Here is a 17,462-nt window from a genome sequence, read left to right as displayed (position 1 = left end):
CGCACGACGTAGGGTGGATTAGAAGCGCTTTGCGCTTCGTAATCCACCGATCCGCCGAAGGTTTAAATTGGCGGCGGCCGTGTACAAATCACCTGTTGCAGGCATATTCAAGGGTGTTAAAAACCGGGCCGCAGCCAACGAACATCTCCGGCAGAACCGGCGGATTACGGCGCAAGCGCCTAATCCGCCCTACGCATAAACAACGCCGTCAGAGTACCAATCCTGCGAATTTCTAAGACCGGTTATGGCACAAAACGGACTGAAAGATAAGACAGGAAGATATTCGTTTATGTGGTCAGGGAGCCAATTACTTCTTGGCCCGCTTACGCTCGTTCTCTTTCAACAGTTTCTTGCGCAAACGAATGCTCTCGGGAGTCACTTCCACCAGCTCATCATCCTCAATAAACTCCAACGCCTGCTCCAACGTGTGACGAATCGGCGGCACCAGAGTCAGTGCCTCATCCGTACCGGAAGCACGCACATTCGTCAGCTGCTTGCCCTTGGTCGGATTCACCACCAAATCGTTCGAGCGGGAATGGATACCAATAATCTGCCCCTCATACACCTCAACAGCGTGCCCCAGAAACAGACGGCCGCGATCCTGCAAGGTATAGAGTGCATAAGACAGCGTCTTACCCTTAACCATACTCACCAGAACACCGTTCTGACGACTCACCACCTCACCCTCTTTCACCGGGCCATAGTGATCAAAAATACTGGTCATGATCCCGGAGCCCGACGTCAACGTCAGGAACAAACCACGGAAACCAATCAGCCCGCGAGACGGCGCCATAAACTCCAAACGAATACGACCCTTGCCATCCGGCTCCATATTCGTCAGCTCAGCCTTGCGCAAACCCAACTCTTCCATGATGGCGCCCTGATGCTGCTCCTCAACATCAATCACCACCTGCTCATAAGGCTCCTGGATCTCACCGTCCACCTCACGCTGAACCACCTCAGGACGGGAAATACCCATCTCAAAACCTTCGCGGCGCATGGTTTCAATCAGAACCGAGAGATGCAACTCACCGCGGCCGGATACAATAAACTTATCCGCACTGTCACCCTGCTCGACCCGCAGCGCCACATTGTGAATCAATTCTTGATCCAGGCGTTCCTTGATATTGCGAGAGGTAACAAACTTGCCTTCCAGTCCGGCGAATGGGGAATCGTTCACCATAAACGTCATGCTGACCGTAGGCTCATCCACGCTCAGTGCCGGCAACGCCTCAACATGCTCCGGATCACACAGCGTGTCCGAAATACTCAGACCATCGATACCGTTAATACACACAATATCACCGGCTGTGGCCAACTCGGTCTCGACGCGATCCAGACCCAGATAGCCCTTCACGTTCAACACCTTGCCCTTGCGCTCTTCACCACTGGACGACTTAACCACCACCTGCTGATTGGGCTTGAGCGTACCGCGGGTGATACGACCCACACCGATAACACCCACATAGCTGTCGTAATCCAGGGCGGAAACCTGCATCTGGAAGTTACCCTCCGGGTCGACGTCCGGGGCGGGCACGCGATCGACAATCATTTGGTACAGCGGCGTCATGTCCTCTGCCATTTCTTCCGGGTCGTCACCGGCAATACCATTGATGGCGGAGGCATAAATCACAGGGAAGTCCAGCTGCTCGTCGGTCGCTCCCAGGCTGTCGAACAGATCAAACACCTGATCCATGACCCAATCGGGGCGGGCACCCGGACGGTCAATCTTGTTAATCACAACAATGGGCTTCAGACCCTGCTCAAACGCCTTGGAGGTTACAAAACGGGTCTGGGGCATGGGGCCATCAACGGCGTCAACCAGCAACAGTACCGAGTCCACCATAGACAGAACCCGCTCCACCTCACCACCGAAGTCGGCGTGCCCCGGAGTATCCACGATGTTAATGCGGTAATCGTTCCAGCTGATGGCCGTGTTTTTCGCCAGGATGGTAATCCCGCGTTCCTTCTCCTGGTCGTTGGAGTCCATGATGCGCTCAGCACCTTCGTCTTTGCGGTCCAACGTGCCGGATTGGCTCAAAAGTTTGTCTACCAGGGTCGTCTTGCCGTGGTCTACGTGGGCAATAATGGCGATATTACGGAGTTTTTCGATCACAACGGGATTCTCAGTGCGGGCCGAGCCAGGGGCTGAAACAGGACAGTCAACAACAGGGCCGTTAAAAAATGGTGCGGGATTATAACTGATGCGGCTGGCGCCCGCATCCGTTAGCGGCATGCCGGACACTGCCGGACTGTGAAGTAGCCTAATTCCCTATTGTGACGATATGGGTAGCCCCTTAGAGAGCGAGGTATTCCGGCGCCTGAAGAAATTTGAGTACATCGTCGGCAGGCAATGGCCGGGCGAACAGGTACCCCTGCCCCTCAGTGCAGTCATTGGCGGCCAGAAAGGTCAGCTGGTCCGGGGTTTCCACCCCTTCGGCCACGGTCTCCAGCGACAACTTGTCACACAGCTCCAGCACCGACAGCACTATCGCCTGGGATTCACTGTCCTGAGCCAGGCGCATGACAAAGCTGCGATCGATCTTGACGCTGTCGATGGGCAGGTTGCGCAGAAACGTCAAAGAGGAATAGCCGGTGCCGAAATCATCCAGACTCACCTTAACCCCTGCAGTACGCAGGGCATAGAGATGCTGCTTGACCAGGATTTCGTCGGTCAGGATGCTGGTCTCCGTCAGTTCAATCTCCAACCGGGTCAGGGGCACACCAAACTGCTGGGCCAGGCTGATAATCTGTTCGGCAAAGTTCTCCTGTGCCATCTGCCGGGCGGAGACATTGATGGCGATGCGAAGGCCCATCGGCAGTTCGGACTCCCAAAGCTGCAGCTGATGCAGAGCTTCTGCCATCACCCAGCGGCCCAGATCGTGGATCAGATTGGACTCTTCTGCCACCGGGATAAATTCGGCCGGAGAGATCATGCCCTTTTCGGGGTCAATCCAACGAATCAAAGCCTCGAACCCAGCCACACGCATGGTTTTCAGATCCACCTTGGGCTGGTAGTACAACTGGAATTCATTGTTCACCAGCCCCTTGGCAATATTCTGCTCCAGCTCCAGACGTTGGTGTACCTGGGTGTTAATCGCCTCGGTGAACAGATAGTACTTGTTCTTGCCCAGGTTTTTGGCTTCGTACATCGCCATGTCGGCGTGGCGCAGCAGAGTATCCGGATCCTTGCCATCCTGAGGGTACAGCGCCACGCCCACGCTGGCGCCGACGCTGACCGGGCTGCCCCCCAGCATCACAGGCTCATTAATATCCGTAATCAGACGCTCGGCCACCAGCGCCGCCTCCCTGGGGTGACGCACTTGATTGATCAGGGCATTAAACTCGTCACCGCCGCGCCGGCTGATCACCTGCTCGGGCAGCTCGTCCCGAGAGGTACCCGCAATCATATCCCCGCCGCGCAAACGCTTTTGCAAACGCTGCCCGATTTGCACCAACAGCTCATCCCCGGCTTCGTGCCCGAGGCGGTCATTCACTTTCTTAAAATCATCCAGATCGATAAACAGCACCGCCAGAAGCATTTTATTTCTCTCGGCCTGCTCGATCATCGATTTTAGAGTCAGCTTGAGGGTGTTACGGTTGGGCAATCGAGTGAGGGGGTCGTAAAAGGCCAGCTGCATGACCTTTTCATTAGTGTCGTTAAGCTGTACACCCATCACCCGGAATGCCTGGGCCAGTTCCCCCAGCTCGTCATTGGAGTCAATATCAATCCGCGGCTGGAACTGCCCCTTGGAGATATCGCGGGTGGCATCGATAAGGCGATCAATGGGTTTGATAATGTCCCGAGCCACCCTCAGGTAGAGAACAAAGCCAATCACTGAAAACAATACTGCGGTAGCCGGAATCAGCACATAGAGAAAATCCAGACTGCTGATGGTGATGGCATCCAAGTCAATCATGGAACCGAGCCAGATGCCGTCATTAACCCGGCGTAGATTGAGCAGGTAGGAAACCCCCGCCAACTCCACCTCAGAGTAACGCTGCCCCTCGCTGGTTTCTTCATTGGTACCTGCGAGTGCTGACTTGGGCAGCACGGTAAAGGTGATGCCCTCGGATTTGGCCAAGAGCGCACCCTGTGCATCTATAAAGAAGAAGCGGGTGGTACGGGTGTCGTTCTCGAAAATCATCTTCTCCAGACCACCCATGCTGGTGGTCAGGAGCAGGTAGCCAAGCAACTGATTGCCCGCTCGGTTGGTCACTGCGACCGCAATCCTGAGCGCGCTGCTGCCATCATCCAAGCTGACCAGTTCACCGAGATGCCCCTCATTCAGCAGCTGTTGTTCCAATTGATCCGGGTAGAGACCACCAAACATACGCATGTCTTCCAACGCAGAGCCAGACAAACCGCCACCGGGCAACGCCTGTTGGGCACGCAGTCGACCACGATGATCGTGCAGGGAAATATGCTGAATGGAAGGATTGAGCATTTGGAAAGCCCGCAAGCGGTCGGTGACCGCCGCGCGACTGACCCGAATATCACCAAGATGGCCTGTCATACGCGGGTCTACTGCTAACTGCTCCGCAGCCAGACGGGGCCGCTCAAGCTCAGTGCGGGCGTTGAGGATCAACTGACCCACGATATTGTTCAGGTAGCTTAGGGCTTCTTTTTGCAGCTTGTTTTCAAAGTACCAGTAAGCACCGCCGCTTAGCACCGCCAGCGGAAACAGCAGCAGTCCCAGCAACATGACCAGTAGTTTTGTTCTCAGCCCCATTCAATCGCCAGTTGTCATTATTATAAGGCAGTTACTTTACCCAGCTTACCGGGTGAGGACAAACGCAATCTAGGACAACGATCGCCGCACCGTTATGGTGCGGAGCATATACCGTCCTTTCTGGTTATTTTGCGGGCCGATAGACGCCCAGATTCTGGTAGCCGGCATCCTTGAGATTGGCCGCGTGGAGCTGGCTCATAATGCCTTTCTCACAATACAGCAGGTATTCGGTACCCGCGTCCAGGCGACTAAATTCATTGCTGAGACGATAGAAGGGGATCTTAAGCACGTCGATGCCTTCAAGCTGCAGGGGTTTGAGTTCTTCTTCGTCGGGGTGGCGAACATCAATGACCACCTGCCGGGCCTGCACCTGCTCTTGTACCTCGACCTGAACCTCTGGTTCCAAATCGTCAATCACCTGGTCAATGCCCACCATACGGCGGGTTTCGATAGCTCGATCAAGCACCGCGAAGTCGAAGTTACCTTCCTCTGCCGAGACCTTTTCCTCCTGGGCACGGGTTGTCGGCTTACGCGAAATCACGCCACAGTACTCCGGCATAGCGGCAGCAAAGTCCTCGGTGCCAATCTTGCGGGCGGTGTTAATAATGTCGCCCTTATCCATGGTGATCAGCGGTCGCAGTACCAATGTGTCGGTAACGCTGTCGATCACGGTCAAATTGGTCAACGTCTGGCTGGATACCTGCGCCACCGCCTCACCTGTGACCAGTGCAGGAATCTCCATCTCTTTGGCCACTTGAGTGGCGGCCCTCAGCATCATGCGTTTGAGTACCACCCCCATCTGTGAGTTTTCCACCTTTTCCAGGATTTCGGCTACCACATCTTCAAAAGGCACAGTGACAAACATCACCCGGTGCGAAGCACCATATTTCTTCCACAGGTAGTACGCCACTTCCTTCACACCTACTTCGTGGGCACGGCCACCAAGGTTAAAGAAGCAGAAATGGGTGCGAATGCCGCGCTTAATGGTCAGATAGCTGGAAACCGTTGAATCAAAACCACCGGAAATCAGAGACAGTACGGGCTCCTGGCTACCGAGCGGGAATCCCCCCAGCCCCGGAGTTTGCTCCTCGATCACGTGAACCTGATTGCGCTTGATTTCCAAACGCACGGTGATGTCCGGATCCTTAAGCCGGACCCCAGCCGCCTCGGTATGCTGATTCAGGCCTCCACCGACATAGCGCTCCATGTCGGTGGAGGTGAAGTCGTGGTCCCCCTGGCGCTTGATACGCACACAGAAGGTCTTACCCTTCAGAGCATCCCCCCATATGGACTTGGTTTTCTGGAACACGTCCTCTTCATCAACCAGAGGAAAGCTGTGCACCAGTGAGAAATGAGCGATACCCGGTGTATTTGACAGGATCTCCGCCACTTGGGCCTTGGCTTGAGCATCGTTCCGCTCTGAGAGTACGTCGATCTTGTCCCAATCCCGGGTGACGGTTACCGGAAACTCGAGCCCCTTGAACAGCTCTTTCAGGTTCTCTCGCAAGTGGCGGATAAAGCGCTTACGCACCGGCGCACTTTTGATGGTGATTTCCGGAAACAGTTTGACGAGAAAATGCATAGTAATGACAACCAGTACAGATGAGTGTGTTGAGGGGGACCGCGGGCGCGCGATTATAAAGCAACCAACGCCAACACGCAGGTGAAAATGCCACCGCATAGTCACAGTCTAACCTTACGGCAGGGAGTTTTCCCTTTGCCCGACTGCTATTTAGCGTCTGATTTCCTCCTGAAAATCCATCAATTTCACGGAATTTCCATACCCTGGCTGCAAATGCACCATTTTGGGTCTACACTCTAATTCCAGCACCACTCTGGTGCATATGGAAATTTTAAGGTGGCTCCTAAGCCCTTGTAATTACAGCGGTTGCGGCGATTTCACCCAATATTTAACACTGGCATACAATTTGCCCTGTTATCGCTCACTCTCTCTTGCGTCCTGCAGATAAAACGTGAAGAATGCGTGGCTGACTTCCCGCGGTCTCACGAAGAAGGACACGAGGAAGGCTTTTTCCCAATAAATTGTTAATTTCGTCTTGGCTAGGCCATTTTGGAGGCATCCACATGTCAGAGAAAACTCTGAATCTGATCAAAGAAAGCGAAGCACGCTGGGTTGACCTGCGTTTCACTGACACCAAGGGTAAAGAGCAGCACGTTTCTATCCCCATTTCCGAAGTTGACGATGACTTCTTCGAAGAAGGCAAGATGTTTGACGGCTCCTCCATCGAAGGCTGGAAGGGTATCAACGAATCCGACATGATCCTGATGCCAGACGACAGCACTGCCATCCTGGACCCCTTCACCGATGAGCCTACCGTAATTATCCGTTGCAACATCGTTGAGCCTTCCACCATGCAGGGCTACGAGCGCGACCCCCGCTCCATCGCCGAGCGCGCTGAAGAGTACCTGAAGTCCACTGGACTGGGTGACACCGCTTTCTTCGGTCCTGAGCCTGAGTTCTTCGTATTCGATGACATCAAGTGGGGCGCCGACATGTCCGGTGCTTTCTACAAGATCAACTCTGAAGAAGCGGCCTGGGCCACTTCTCACGACTTCAACGACGGCAACATGGGTCACCGTCCAGGCGTTAAAGGTGGTTACTTCCCAGTACCTCCAGTAGACAGCCTGCACGACATCCGCGCCGCTATGTGTGCCGCTATGGAGCAGATGGGCCTGGACGTGGAAGTACACCACCACGAAGTAGGTACCGCTGGCCAGTGTGAGATCGGTGTCAAGTTCAACACCCTGGTTAAGAAAGCTGACGAAGTTCAGATCCTGAAGTACTGCGTACACAACGTTGCTCACGCTTACGGCAAGACTGCCACCTTCATGCCCAAGCCTATCGTTGGCGACAACGGTTCCGGCATGCACTGCCACCAGTCTTTCTGGAAAGACGGTGAGAACCAGTTCGCTGGTGACGCCTACGCTGGTCTGAGCGAAACCGCTCTGTACTACATCGGTGGTATCATCAAGCACGCCAAGGCCATCAACGCCTTCGCCAATGCTTCCACCAACTCCTACAAGCGTCTGATCCCCGGCTTCGAAGCCCCTGTTATGCTGGCATATTCTGCCCGTAACCGTTCCGCTTCCATCCGTATTCCTTACGTGCCTTCTCCTAAGGGCAAGCGTATCGAAGCCCGCTTCGGTGATCCTACCGCTAACCCATACCTGATGTTCGCTGCCATGCTGATGGCCGGTATCGACGGTGTTAAGAACAAGATCCACCCTGGCGACGCTGCCGACAAGGATCTGTACGACCTGCCTGCTGAAGAAGCTGCTGAGATTCCTCAGGTTGCCGGTTCTCTGCGTGAAGCTCTGGACTGCCTGGCCGAAGATCGTGAGTTCCTGACTGCCGGTGGTGTATTCACTGACGACGCCATCGACGCCTACATCGAGCTGAAGATGGAAGAAGTTTACCGCGTTGAGCACACCACTCACCCGGTAGAATTCGACATGTACTACTCCGTATAAGTCGAAGCCTGGAGGTTCTCAACCTCTAAGCATCTTCTAAAAAGCCCCGGCCTGCGCCGGGGCTTTTTTGTGTCTGTCAAAAACGCTAACCTAGGGTAGTGATTACACGGAAAACGACCATGAATGCCAGAATAGTCGCCTTGATTGGATGCTTTTGCACCACCTTGTCATTACCAATGTGGGCAGAAATCTACAAAACCGTAGATGAAAACGGCAATGTGACCTATTCCGACACTCCCAAGGAAAAAGCCGATGCTGTCGATCTGCCACAGATCAACACTCAACCCGCTATTCAAGTCCGCACTCGTCCTGGTACTGACACCAGCGAGGAGGAAAACCAGGAACCAGCCCCCAAGCGTTATCAGGTGCGTATTCTGTCCCCTGGTATGGGGTTGCAGGTACCCATGGGCCAGCAGGATGTGCCCGTTAACGTATTAATCGCTCCAAATCTGCATAAGAATCACCGTATGCAGCTCTTTGTTAACGGTCAGCCCTATGGGCCCGCCAGTCAAAGCAACCAGGGCGTACTCAAGAATATTTACCGTGGTGAACACCGCTTGCACGCTGCTGTGGTCACTCGCAAAGGGAAGGTTATCTCCCAATCATCGCCGATAACCATTTTTGTTCAGCGTCGCTCCGTTCTCAACTGACGCCCTAAAACTTCCCTCCCCAACACCCGCCTGCACATTTTTGGTGCATACTTAAGAGTAGAGAAACACCACTTAGTACCTGAAAGCCCTGATTTCACCGAAAAGGGGCGAGTGCGCCGTATTGGTTCGTTTCTTGCTCTTACAGAAGCTAACTGTAAGAACCCTATAAACTCTGGGTGATTATCCGCGGGAAATATCCTCGGCCACACCCGTCCAGACGACGGCAGGACTCAATGTCGATACCAGCAGGAACCGGTGCTAACTCCAGCGAGCAGCACTACAAGTCCATCTTTGACCACCTCAATGTCGCCGTGGTGGTATTGGACAACTCTCTGCGTCTGGTGCACATCAACCCCTCTGCTGAAATGATGTTGGCGGTCAGTCGCAGCAAGGTTCTGGATACGCCGTTCGTACACTACTTTCGGGAGAGTGATGCCTCCGCCGAAGAAGCACTGAAGGCGGCGGCAGACGAAGACGCCCAGTACACCAAGCGCCGCTCCCAATGGCATCTGCACAACGGGGCCAAACTCACCGTCGATTACTCTGTCACCCCCTTGCCCGACAAAGCCGGGCTGTTGATCGAAATTGTGGCACTGGACCGCTTGCTCCGCATCAGCCGTGAAGAGGCACTGATTTCCTCCCAGGAGACGACCCGCAATCTGGTCCGCAGCATGGCCCACGAGATCAAGAACCCCTTGGGAGGCATTCGTGGCGCGGCTCAGTTGCTTGAACGGGAGCTGCCCGCCGAGGAGCTGCAAGAGTTCACCCAGATCATTATTGAAGAGGTGGACCGCCTGCGTAATCTGGTAGACCGAATGCTCGGCCCGCGCCAACTGCCCAATTTCGAAGACATCAATGTGCACGAAGTGCTGGAACGGGTAGCCACGGTTATCCATGCCGAGTGCGGCGGCGACATCCGCCTGAAACGGGACTACGACCCCAGTATTCCGGACTTTCCCGGCGACAAAGAGATGCTGATCCAGGCGATGCTCAATATAGCCCGCAACGCTATGCAGGCCCTGCAGGAAGCCGACCTGAGCGAGAACAGTTCTATCGCTCTGCGAACCCGTATCCAGCGCCAATTCACCATCGGCCGCCAATATCACAATCTGGTGTGTCGGATTGACATTGAAGACAACGGCCCGGGAATTCCCAGCCATATTGTTGAAGACATTTTCTACCCGATGATTACCGGTCGCGCCGAAGGCACCGGTCTGGGTCTGGCAATTTCCCAGCACCTGATCCAGCAGCATCAGGGCCTGATCGAGTGCAGCAGCCACCCGGGCAAAACGACATTTTCTATCTATATACCACTGGAACAACACCATGCAGCCACCCAATAACGTCTGGATCATAGACGACGATCGTTCAATTCGCTGGGTATTGGAGCGCGCTCTGCAGCAAGAGGGTATTACCTGCACGGCTTTTGAAAGCGGGGACCGCGCCCTTAACGCGCTCAAGACCAGTCGCCCCGACGCCGTGATTACGGATGTACGCATGCCGGGCACTGACGGACTGTCGCTACTGAAAATCCTCTCGGACGACATGCCCACCCTGCCGGTGATTATCATGACCGCCCACTCCGATCTCGACAGCGCCGTGTCGGCTTACCAGGGCGGCGCCTTTGAGTACCTGCCCAAGCCTTTTGATGTGGACGAAGCGGTGGCGGTGATCAAACGTGCACTGGCCCACGCGCAGGAGCAACAGCAGGAAAATCCGCCACAGGAGCCTGAACTGGGTACCGAAATCATCGGCGAGGCACCTGCCATGCAGGAGGTGTTCCGAGCCATTGGGCGACTGTCCCAGTCCAATATCACCGTATTGATCAACGGTGAATCCGGTACCGGTAAAGAGCTGGTGGCCCGGGCCCTGCACCGTCACAGCCCCCGCCGCAGCAACACCTTCATTGCCCTGAACATGGCCGCCATTCCCAAGGATCTGATTGAGTCGGAGCTGTTCGGCCACGAAAAAGGCGCCTTTACCGGTGCTGGCGGCCAGCGCCAGGGCCGCTTTGAGCAGGCCAACGGCGGCACACTGTTTCTCGACGAAATTGGCGATATGCCCGCCGAAACCCAAACCCGGCTGTTGCGGGTGCTGGCCGATGGTGAGTTTTACCGAGTCGGCGGCCATACTCCGGTCAAGGTGGATGTGCGCATCATCGCCGCCACTCACCAGAATCTCGAAACCCTGGTGGAAGAGAACCGTTTTCGGGAGGACTTGTTCCACCGCCTGAATGTCATCCGCATCCACATCCCCAAGTTGGGCGATCGCCGCGAGGACGTCCCCAAACTGGCCCAGCATTTTTTCCACAAAGCCGCCAAAGAGCTGGAGGTGGAAACCAAGATACTGCTGCCGGAGACCGAGAATTATCTTTGCACCCTCGACTGGCCGGGCAACGTGCGCCAGCTGGAGAACACCTGCCGCTGGATTACCGTGATGGCATCCGGTCGCGAAGTGCACCTGGAAGACCTGCCGCCAGAGCTGATGGACAGCCGCGACCAGGATTCACCCTCCGGCGACTGGGAAAAAGCCCTGCGCCACTGGGCCGACCAGGCGCTGGCTCGCGGCCAGCACGACATCTTGTCTGAGGCCGTGCCGACGTTTGAGAAAGCACTGATCGAAACTGCGCTCAAGCATACCGCCGGTCGCAAACGTGACGCTGCCAACCTGCTGGGCTGGGGGCGCAATACCCTCACCCGCAAGCTCAAGGAACTGGGTATGTCAGACAACGGCGACGGCGAATAAGGCGGAGGTTGATAAACTCACCTCCTGCATTAAACTGGGGCGGATTCACTCATCCGCCGCCACATGGACGCCTATGCACCCGCTTTTGGAAGATCACCCCTACGTTTACCACCACAAGGTCACCTGGGGTGAGCTGGACGCCTTTCAGCACGTCAATAACACCGAGTACTTTCGTTATTTCGAACACGCCCGCATTGGTCACTTTACCGCCATAGGTATCATGGCGGTAATGGCCAGCGACAACACCGGTCCCATCCTGGCGGAAACCCGCTGCCGCTTTAAGGCCCCACTGGATTTCCCGGATGAGGTGTACATCAGTGCTCAGGTCAAAGATCTCAAAGAGGACTGTTTCACCCATGTCTATACGGTGGTGAGCGAGCGGCACAACCGCGTGGTGGCCGAAGGAGAAGGCAAAATCGTGTACTACGACTACAATCACAACCGCCGCTGTCCGCTGCCGCCGGTATTGCTGCAGCAGCTGCAAAACGCCACTGGCAAAGAATAGGGCGGACCCGACTGTTTTACCTCGGCGGGCTGTGCTATAAATCGCGGCTGCCCCAGGTCGATAAAAACAGACCGATGAGTTAAAGCAATAATAAGATGGGTCCCCTTCTGAAACCCGATGGCGAATAACAAGCACAACAGACTCGAATCGCTCTTTGCCAACCATGCGAAGGCACTCGTGCGCTTTCTGAAACGCAAGGTCAACAGCGAGCAGGATGCGGAAGACATCGCCCAAAATGCCTTTATCCGAATTCAGCGCCTGGCCGAAGAAGGCGAACTGGAGAACCCCAAGGCTTACCTCTACCAGACCGCCTCCAACCTCGCCATAGATATGCTCAGGCGTGAGAAACTTCACCAGAATTACCTTCAGCAAACCTTCAGTCGCGATCAACTGGCCGACGAGGAATACTCAAGCCTTACGGATTACTGCACTCCTGAAAGACTGTTGTCCGCAAGACGCGATCTGGACAACCTGCAGCAGGCCATGAACGAGCTACCCCTGAAATGCAGGCAGGCCTTCCTGTTGCACCGGGTTAAAGGGCTCTCCTACAGCGAGATCGCCAAGGAGATGTCGGTGTCCGTCTCCAGCGTGGAAAAATATATCCTGCAGGCCCTGAAACACAGTCGCAAGCTTGTCACAGGCGAAGAGAAACGCTGAAAAGTTTGCGTTTTTCACTCAACTGCAAAAAAAATGCTGAAAAATTGTGGGTGGAAGACGTTTTAGTACGTCTACTAAATGCAAGACGACTGTTGAGTCCACAGTGGTCGTGGTACAATTCCGCGTCCCAAAACTGGCCAAAAAACAGACAATCCTTGGGGGTTTCTTGAAAGTCAGGCGAATTAATGACTTGTCGGGGGAAACTGTTCCAAGGTAGTGCGGTCTAATCGAAATCGATTCTAAGGCCGATATATTGAGGCCGGCGTCTGTGACTATACTGAATTTGTGCCTGGGTTAGGGAAGATCGCCAGAAAGCACAGAGCACTATGGATCGCAATGTTTGGGAACCCCGTGAGAATTAAGGTTAATGTAAAACAGCACATGGGACATGTGCACAGGTAGTGAAACGTGAGTCAGACCATTTCACAAAACTATGATGAGTTACTGGACGAAGCTGCGGGCTGGATTGCCCGGCTGCGCTCGGACCAGGTAACTGCCCGTGACAAACAGGATTTCTCTCGCTGGCTGAATCAGAGCGACGAGCATTGCCGCGCATTTGATGATATGTCTTCCTCCTGGGAAGCCACCGCCACCGCAGCTTATCTGCCGGATGTCGAGTCGCAGATGCAGCTCCAAACACCCGCCACCCCCTCGGTCGAAGAACCCCAAACCAGCGGTTGGTTCAGTAGCTGGAGTGGCTGGCAGAGCGGTCTCGCCATGGCCTGTATCGCCGGCGTTATTGCACTGGTTACCCTACTGCCAGGCACACCGGACATTCGGGTCGACAGCTATTCCACCGGCGCCGGCGAGCAGCGCCAGATTACGCTGGCCGATGGCTCAATCATTGACCTCAACACCCGCTCTCACCTGCAGGTCTCTTTTAGTGAGGATCAGCGTCAGCTGCGCTTGTTGCGTGGCGAAGCCTACTTCCAGGTTGCCAAAGACCGTGAGCGCCCGTTTGTTGTGGACGTGGGTGCCGGTACTGTCACAGCGGTAGGCACGGCATTTAATATTCATCGCCACATTACGGAAACCCTTGTTGTGGTCACTGAGGGCATTGTTCAGCTGCGAGAGCAGACGGACGCCTCCACCCCGAACCCAAGCTCTGAGCGTCTGATTGCCAATCAGGAAGCCAGCTTCGGCAAACGCGGGCTGACCGAAATCCGCTCCAGCCGCACACAAGCGGCACTGGCCTGGCGAGAGAAGACGCTGATTTTCAACCAAAGCCCCCTGACTGAGGCAGTAGCCGAGCTCAATCGCTACTTGGAGCTGCCGGTTAATTTGGATGACGAATCGCTGCGCGACCTGCGTGTCTCAGGTACCTTCAGTGTGGCTGCACCGGCCGAGACACTGGACGCGCTGATGGCCAGCTTCGACCTCAGCCTGGACCAACAACGCCTGTATCGAAACATCTCTGAAACCCCCTAGGGGTGCCGAACCAAGCGCACCTCCGCCCCCCATTTGATGGCAAAAACGGCCAGGCAAACCTGGCCATTTGCGCCAAGCCTTCATTGAAACCCTGAGCTGAATACTATATAACCGGAAGGGTGTATTTGGTCAGGCGCGTAAACCTTACTGTCGCCTGCACCCGAAAAGGTATCTGGCAGTACTCGATAACATGGTATTCCGTCGCGCTCATTCTTCCCTGCTGGCCCTGGTTGCGGCTTTGCCGTTAACTGTTGGAACGCTGAGCCCGATTCAGGCGGCGGCGCTGGATACTGCCCAAACACTGCAATTGCCTCCACAGCGGCTGTCATCCTCGTTGATCGATCTGGGTAAACGCAGCGGCCTGAGCATTGTATTTCCCTCTCCTCTGGTCCTTCATCAACAGGCACCGGCCTTAAAGGGTGAAATCAGCCCCCGCCAGGCACTGGAGAAGTTGCTGGAACAAACGCCTCTGACTTACCGGGAGATCAGTCCCAGAGTGGTCGCCATTGTGCCGCGACCGCCGGAAACAGGGGGTGAGGAAGAGAATCACGTTTATCCCGTTGAGTATTTTGAGGAAATGATGGTCATCGGTCGCTCGGTGACCGGCTCGCGCATCAATCGCTCCGACCTAGAAGGCTCCTCGCCGGTGGATATTATTTCCGCACCCGAACTGGCCCGCAGCGGCTCTCAAAGCCTGGGGGAATTCCTCAAATTTGTACCGGCGGTATCCGGCAACTCCACCAGCACTGCCGTGAGTAACGGCGGTGACGGCACTGCCACCGTGACACTGCGGGGCCTGCCCGCCAACAACACCCTGGTGCTGATCAACGGCCAGCGGGTGGCTTTTGATGGCCAGGCAGGCGACTCTGTCGATCTCAACAGCATTCCGCCAGCCGCAGTGGAGCGCATCGAGATCCTGAAAGACGGTGCCTCCGCCATTTACGGTTCAGACGCCATCGCCGGTGTCGTCAATATTGTGATGCGCACCGACTATGATGGACTGCAACTGGAGCAATACTACGGCGAAAGCAGCCGCGGTGACCTGGAAACCCTGACCAGCAACCTGCTCTGGGGCACCACCGGTGAGCGCGGCGGCCTCCTGCTCTCGGCCACCTACTATTCCCAAAACGGTCTGTACAGCCGCGACCGAAGCCTGTCAGCCAATGCCGATGGTCGGCCACGGGGCGGTGTCGACCAGAGGGTCAGTGCAACAGAAACCAGCCGCATTACGCTGCCCGATGAACAGGTCCTCATTCTGGACGAACAATACCGCAACCTGCCCGAGGGTGGATCGCAGATCGGTCACTATCGGGAAGCGACCGACGATGACCTGTTCAACTATCAGACCCAGACCTCGTCGATCTCACCATCCCACCGCTACAGTCTGTTTATGAGTGGTCACTATGAGCTCAACGACAAACTGGAGTTAACCGCCGAGGGTTCCTATTCCAAGACCCGCGCCACCATCAGCCTTGCCTCTACCCCGCTTTATACCGCCTTTGAAGAAATTCCCCTGCCGGTCTCTGCCGACAACCCCTACAATCCGTTCGGTACAGACTTGGACGACGTGCGGCGGCGTATTCTGGAACTGCCGGCACGGGAGCAGGAAAACCAATCTCAAAGCTATCGTTTTAACATCGGGCTGGAAGGCAGTGATGGCAATCTGCATTGGGACAGTCACTTGTACTGGAGCCGCAGCGAGGCCGACGAAACCATCTCCAACCTGCTCGATGGCCTGCGGGTGGCTCAAGCCCTGGGGCCGGACTGCCGAGGCACCGCCATTGATGGCTGTGAGCCTCTGAACCTGTTTGGCCCGCCGGGTTCCATCAGCGCTGAACAGCTGGCCTATATCACCCGTGACGCCCGCCTTGATGGTTACAGCCAACTGTACGGCGCCAACCTGATTGTCGATACCATGGCCACGCAACTGGACGCCGGGCCGGTATTCTTTGCCGCTGGTATCGACGTACGCCGCGAGCGCTCCTCGCTCTCCCCCCGCAACTACAGCGCTAACGATGAGCTGATCGGTGGTATCAGCATTGGTTCCACCCGCGGCGAAAGAGACATTGCTGAAATCTTCTTTGAAGTGCAGCTGCCCTTGCTGGCCAACGCCCCCGGCGTCTATAGCCTGGATCTCGAATTGGCGGCACGTCACTCCCATTACAGCGACTTTGGCGACAATACCAGTCCGAAATTAGGCTTGCGCTACCGGCCGGTGCGCGATCTGTTGCTACGCGCCACCTATTCTGAGGGTTTCCGAGCTCCCAGCCTTGATGAGCTCCACAAAGGCGGCTTCCGCACCCAGGCGTTTCTGGAAGACCCCTGCTCTATTGAAGCGAATGTGGGTGTGCTGTCAGGATGCAGTCAACAAAGTGACCCCACCCGTATTCAGTACCTGACCGAATTCAGTGGTGACGCCGAATTGTCACCGGAGGAATCCACCAGTTACAGCCTGGGCCTCGTGTGGACACCACTGGATTGGTCCAATCTGTCTCTGAGCCTCGACTACTTCCGGATCAAACAGCGCAATGTCGTCGATTCCAGCCCCCAGACGATCCTGGATGAAAACGCCGAGCTGGGTAACTTTGGCGAACTGGTGCAACGGGATGCCAATGGCAATATCACCAAACTGTTTGCCCCCTTTATCAATATTGGAGCCAGAGAAATTCAGGGCCTGGATCTGGCCATGCGTTATCAGGTCCCTTTACCACAAGGCAACCTGGTGTTCAGTCTCAACGCCTCTCATATTGCAGAATTTCTCAGCCGTGTGACGGACCAGTCAGAGACCAAAGACCTTGCCGGTACCTTTACTGACGATGCCAAAGAAGGCCACGGTGCCATTCCGGAATGGAAGCTCAACGGTGGCCTGGTCTGGAGTCGAGATGACTTTGAGCTGAGCTATAGCCTCAACTACGTCAGCTCGCTGCGGGAGGACATTCCCTTTAGCGACGACAGCCGCAGCATCGATAACTGGGTTACCCACGATCTGCAGTTCAACTATCGGCCAAGCCTGGTGCGGGGGCTGCAAGTCAGCCTGGGTGCTGACAACCTGCTGGATGAGCAACCGCCGTTCGCCGCCTCGGCCTTTAACGACAACTACGACGCCCGCACCTACGACATCAAAGGCCGCTTCTGGTACCTGCGTCTGAGTCAGAGCTTCTAAAGGGGCTTGTGCGAAAGAGTCTCTGAGAACAAGCCGCTTTTGAGGGGTTTGCCTCCCCGTTCGTCTAGCATCTGTTGACCCTTAATTTT

11 protein-coding genes are annotated in these 17,462 nt (G+C 55.5%); 8 read left to right on the top strand and 3 right to left on the bottom strand.

Annotation, left to right across the window (positions count from 1 at the left end; all coding sequences use genetic code 11):
• Nucleotides 1–307: 307 nt before the first annotated feature.
• The 3 genes from typA to thiI all read right to left on the bottom strand — a co-directional run bounded on the left by typA (nucleotide 308) and on the right by thiI (nucleotide 6,315).
• Nucleotides 308–2,116, bottom strand: a complete 1,809-nt coding sequence (gene typA / locus HBA55_RS24175) for a translational GTPase TypA (protein WP_338109448.1) — start codon at nucleotides 2,114–2,116, stop codon at nucleotides 308–310.
• 181 nt (nucleotides 2,117–2,297) lie between these two features.
• A complete protein-coding gene (locus HBA55_RS24170) occupies nucleotides 2,298–4,733 on the bottom strand; it encodes a putative bifunctional diguanylate cyclase/phosphodiesterase (RefSeq protein ID WP_166996693.1) in 2,436 nt (811 codons plus the stop codon).
• Between the two features lie 124 nt (nucleotides 4,734–4,857).
• Nucleotides 4,858–6,315, bottom strand: a complete 1,458-nt coding sequence (gene thiI / locus HBA55_RS24165) for a tRNA uracil 4-sulfurtransferase ThiI (protein WP_166996691.1) — start codon at nucleotides 6,313–6,315, stop codon at nucleotides 4,858–4,860.
• Nucleotides 6,316–6,818: 503 nt separating this feature from the next.
• On the opposite strand from thiI, the gene glnA reads away from it, so the two are divergent.
• The 8 genes from glnA to HBA55_RS24125 all read left to right on the top strand — a co-directional run bounded on the left by glnA (nucleotide 6,819) and on the right by HBA55_RS24125 (nucleotide 17,373).
• Nucleotides 6,819–8,225 carry a glutamate--ammonia ligase gene (gene glnA, locus HBA55_RS24160; RefSeq protein ID WP_166996690.1) on the top strand — a complete coding sequence of 469 codons (1,407 nt, stop codon included), beginning with the start codon at nucleotides 6,819–6,821 and terminating at the stop codon, nucleotides 8,223–8,225.
• Nucleotides 8,226–8,344: 119 nt separating this feature from the next.
• Nucleotides 8,345–8,875 (top strand): DUF4124 domain-containing protein, encoded by a 531-nt coding sequence (locus HBA55_RS24155; protein ID WP_166996688.1) that lies wholly within the window; start codon nucleotides 8,345–8,347, stop codon nucleotides 8,873–8,875.
• Nucleotides 8,876–9,108: 233 nt separating this feature from the next.
• Nucleotides 9,109–10,218 (top strand): nitrogen regulation protein NR(II), encoded by a 1,110-nt coding sequence (gene glnL / locus HBA55_RS24150; RefSeq protein WP_166996686.1) that lies wholly within the window; start codon nucleotides 9,109–9,111, stop codon nucleotides 10,216–10,218.
• Nucleotides 10,202–11,620, top strand: coding sequence for a nitrogen regulation protein NR(I) (gene glnG, locus HBA55_RS24145; protein ID WP_166996684.1), 1,419 nt, complete (start codon nucleotides 10,202–10,204; stop codon nucleotides 11,618–11,620). Before glnL ends, glnG begins: the two co-directional genes overlap by 17 nt.
• Nucleotides 11,621–11,693: 73 nt before the next feature.
• Nucleotides 11,694–12,125: an acyl-CoA thioesterase gene (locus HBA55_RS24140; protein ID WP_166996682.1), complete on the top strand. Its 432-nt coding sequence runs from the start codon at nucleotides 11,694–11,696 to the stop codon at nucleotides 12,123–12,125.
• Between the two features lie 117 nt (nucleotides 12,126–12,242).
• Nucleotides 12,243–12,782, top strand: a complete 540-nt coding sequence (locus HBA55_RS24135; protein WP_166996680.1) for an RNA polymerase sigma factor — start codon at nucleotides 12,243–12,245, stop codon at nucleotides 12,780–12,782.
• A gap of 408 nt (nucleotides 12,783–13,190) precedes the next feature.
• Nucleotides 13,191–14,210 carry a FecR domain-containing protein gene (locus HBA55_RS24130; protein WP_166996678.1) on the top strand — a complete coding sequence of 340 codons (1,020 nt, stop codon included), beginning with the start codon at nucleotides 13,191–13,193 and terminating at the stop codon, nucleotides 14,208–14,210.
• 190 nt (nucleotides 14,211–14,400) lie between these two features.
• Nucleotides 14,401–17,373: a TonB-dependent receptor gene (locus HBA55_RS24125; RefSeq protein WP_166996676.1), complete on the top strand. Its 2,973-nt coding sequence runs from the start codon at nucleotides 14,401–14,403 to the stop codon at nucleotides 17,371–17,373.
• Nucleotides 17,374–17,462: the final 89 nt, after the last annotated feature.

The sequence above is a fragment of the Pseudomaricurvus alkylphenolicus genome, assembly GCF_011683955.1.
Lineage (GTDB): Bacteria > Pseudomonadota > Gammaproteobacteria > Pseudomonadales > Cellvibrionaceae > Pseudomaricurvus > Pseudomaricurvus alkylphenolicus.
Note: the sequence above shows the minus strand (reverse complement) of the source record. Positions and strands in the feature narration are given on the sequence as shown.

What these genes read in the sequence shown, in the direction of transcription:
- HBA55_RS24170 (WP_166996693.1), bottom strand. Translation starts at nt 4,733, where the DNA reads ATGGGGCTGAGAACAAAACTACTGGTCATGTTGCTGGGACTGCTGCTG.
- thiI (WP_166996691.1), bottom strand. Translation starts at nt 6,315, where the DNA reads ATGCATTTTCTCGTCAAACTGTTTCCGGAAATCACCATCAAAAGTGCG.
- glnA (WP_166996690.1), top strand. Translation starts at nt 6,819, where the DNA reads ATGTCAGAGAAAACTCTGAATCTGATCAAAGAAAGCGAAGCACGCTGG.
- HBA55_RS24155 (WP_166996688.1), top strand. Translation starts at nt 8,345, where the DNA reads ATGAATGCCAGAATAGTCGCCTTGATTGGATGCTTTTGCACCACCTTG.
- glnL (WP_166996686.1), top strand. Translation starts at nt 9,109, where the DNA reads ATGTCGATACCAGCAGGAACCGGTGCTAACTCCAGCGAGCAGCACTAC.
- glnG (WP_166996684.1), top strand. Translation starts at nt 10,202, where the DNA reads ATGCAGCCACCCAATAACGTCTGGATCATAGACGACGATCGTTCAATT.
- HBA55_RS24140 (WP_166996682.1), top strand. Translation starts at nt 11,694, where the DNA reads ATGCACCCGCTTTTGGAAGATCACCCCTACGTTTACCACCACAAGGTC.
- HBA55_RS24135 (WP_166996680.1), top strand. Translation starts at nt 12,243, where the DNA reads ATGGCGAATAACAAGCACAACAGACTCGAATCGCTCTTTGCCAACCAT.
- HBA55_RS24125 (WP_166996676.1), top strand. Translation starts at nt 14,401, where the DNA reads ATGGTATTCCGTCGCGCTCATTCTTCCCTGCTGGCCCTGGTTGCGGCT.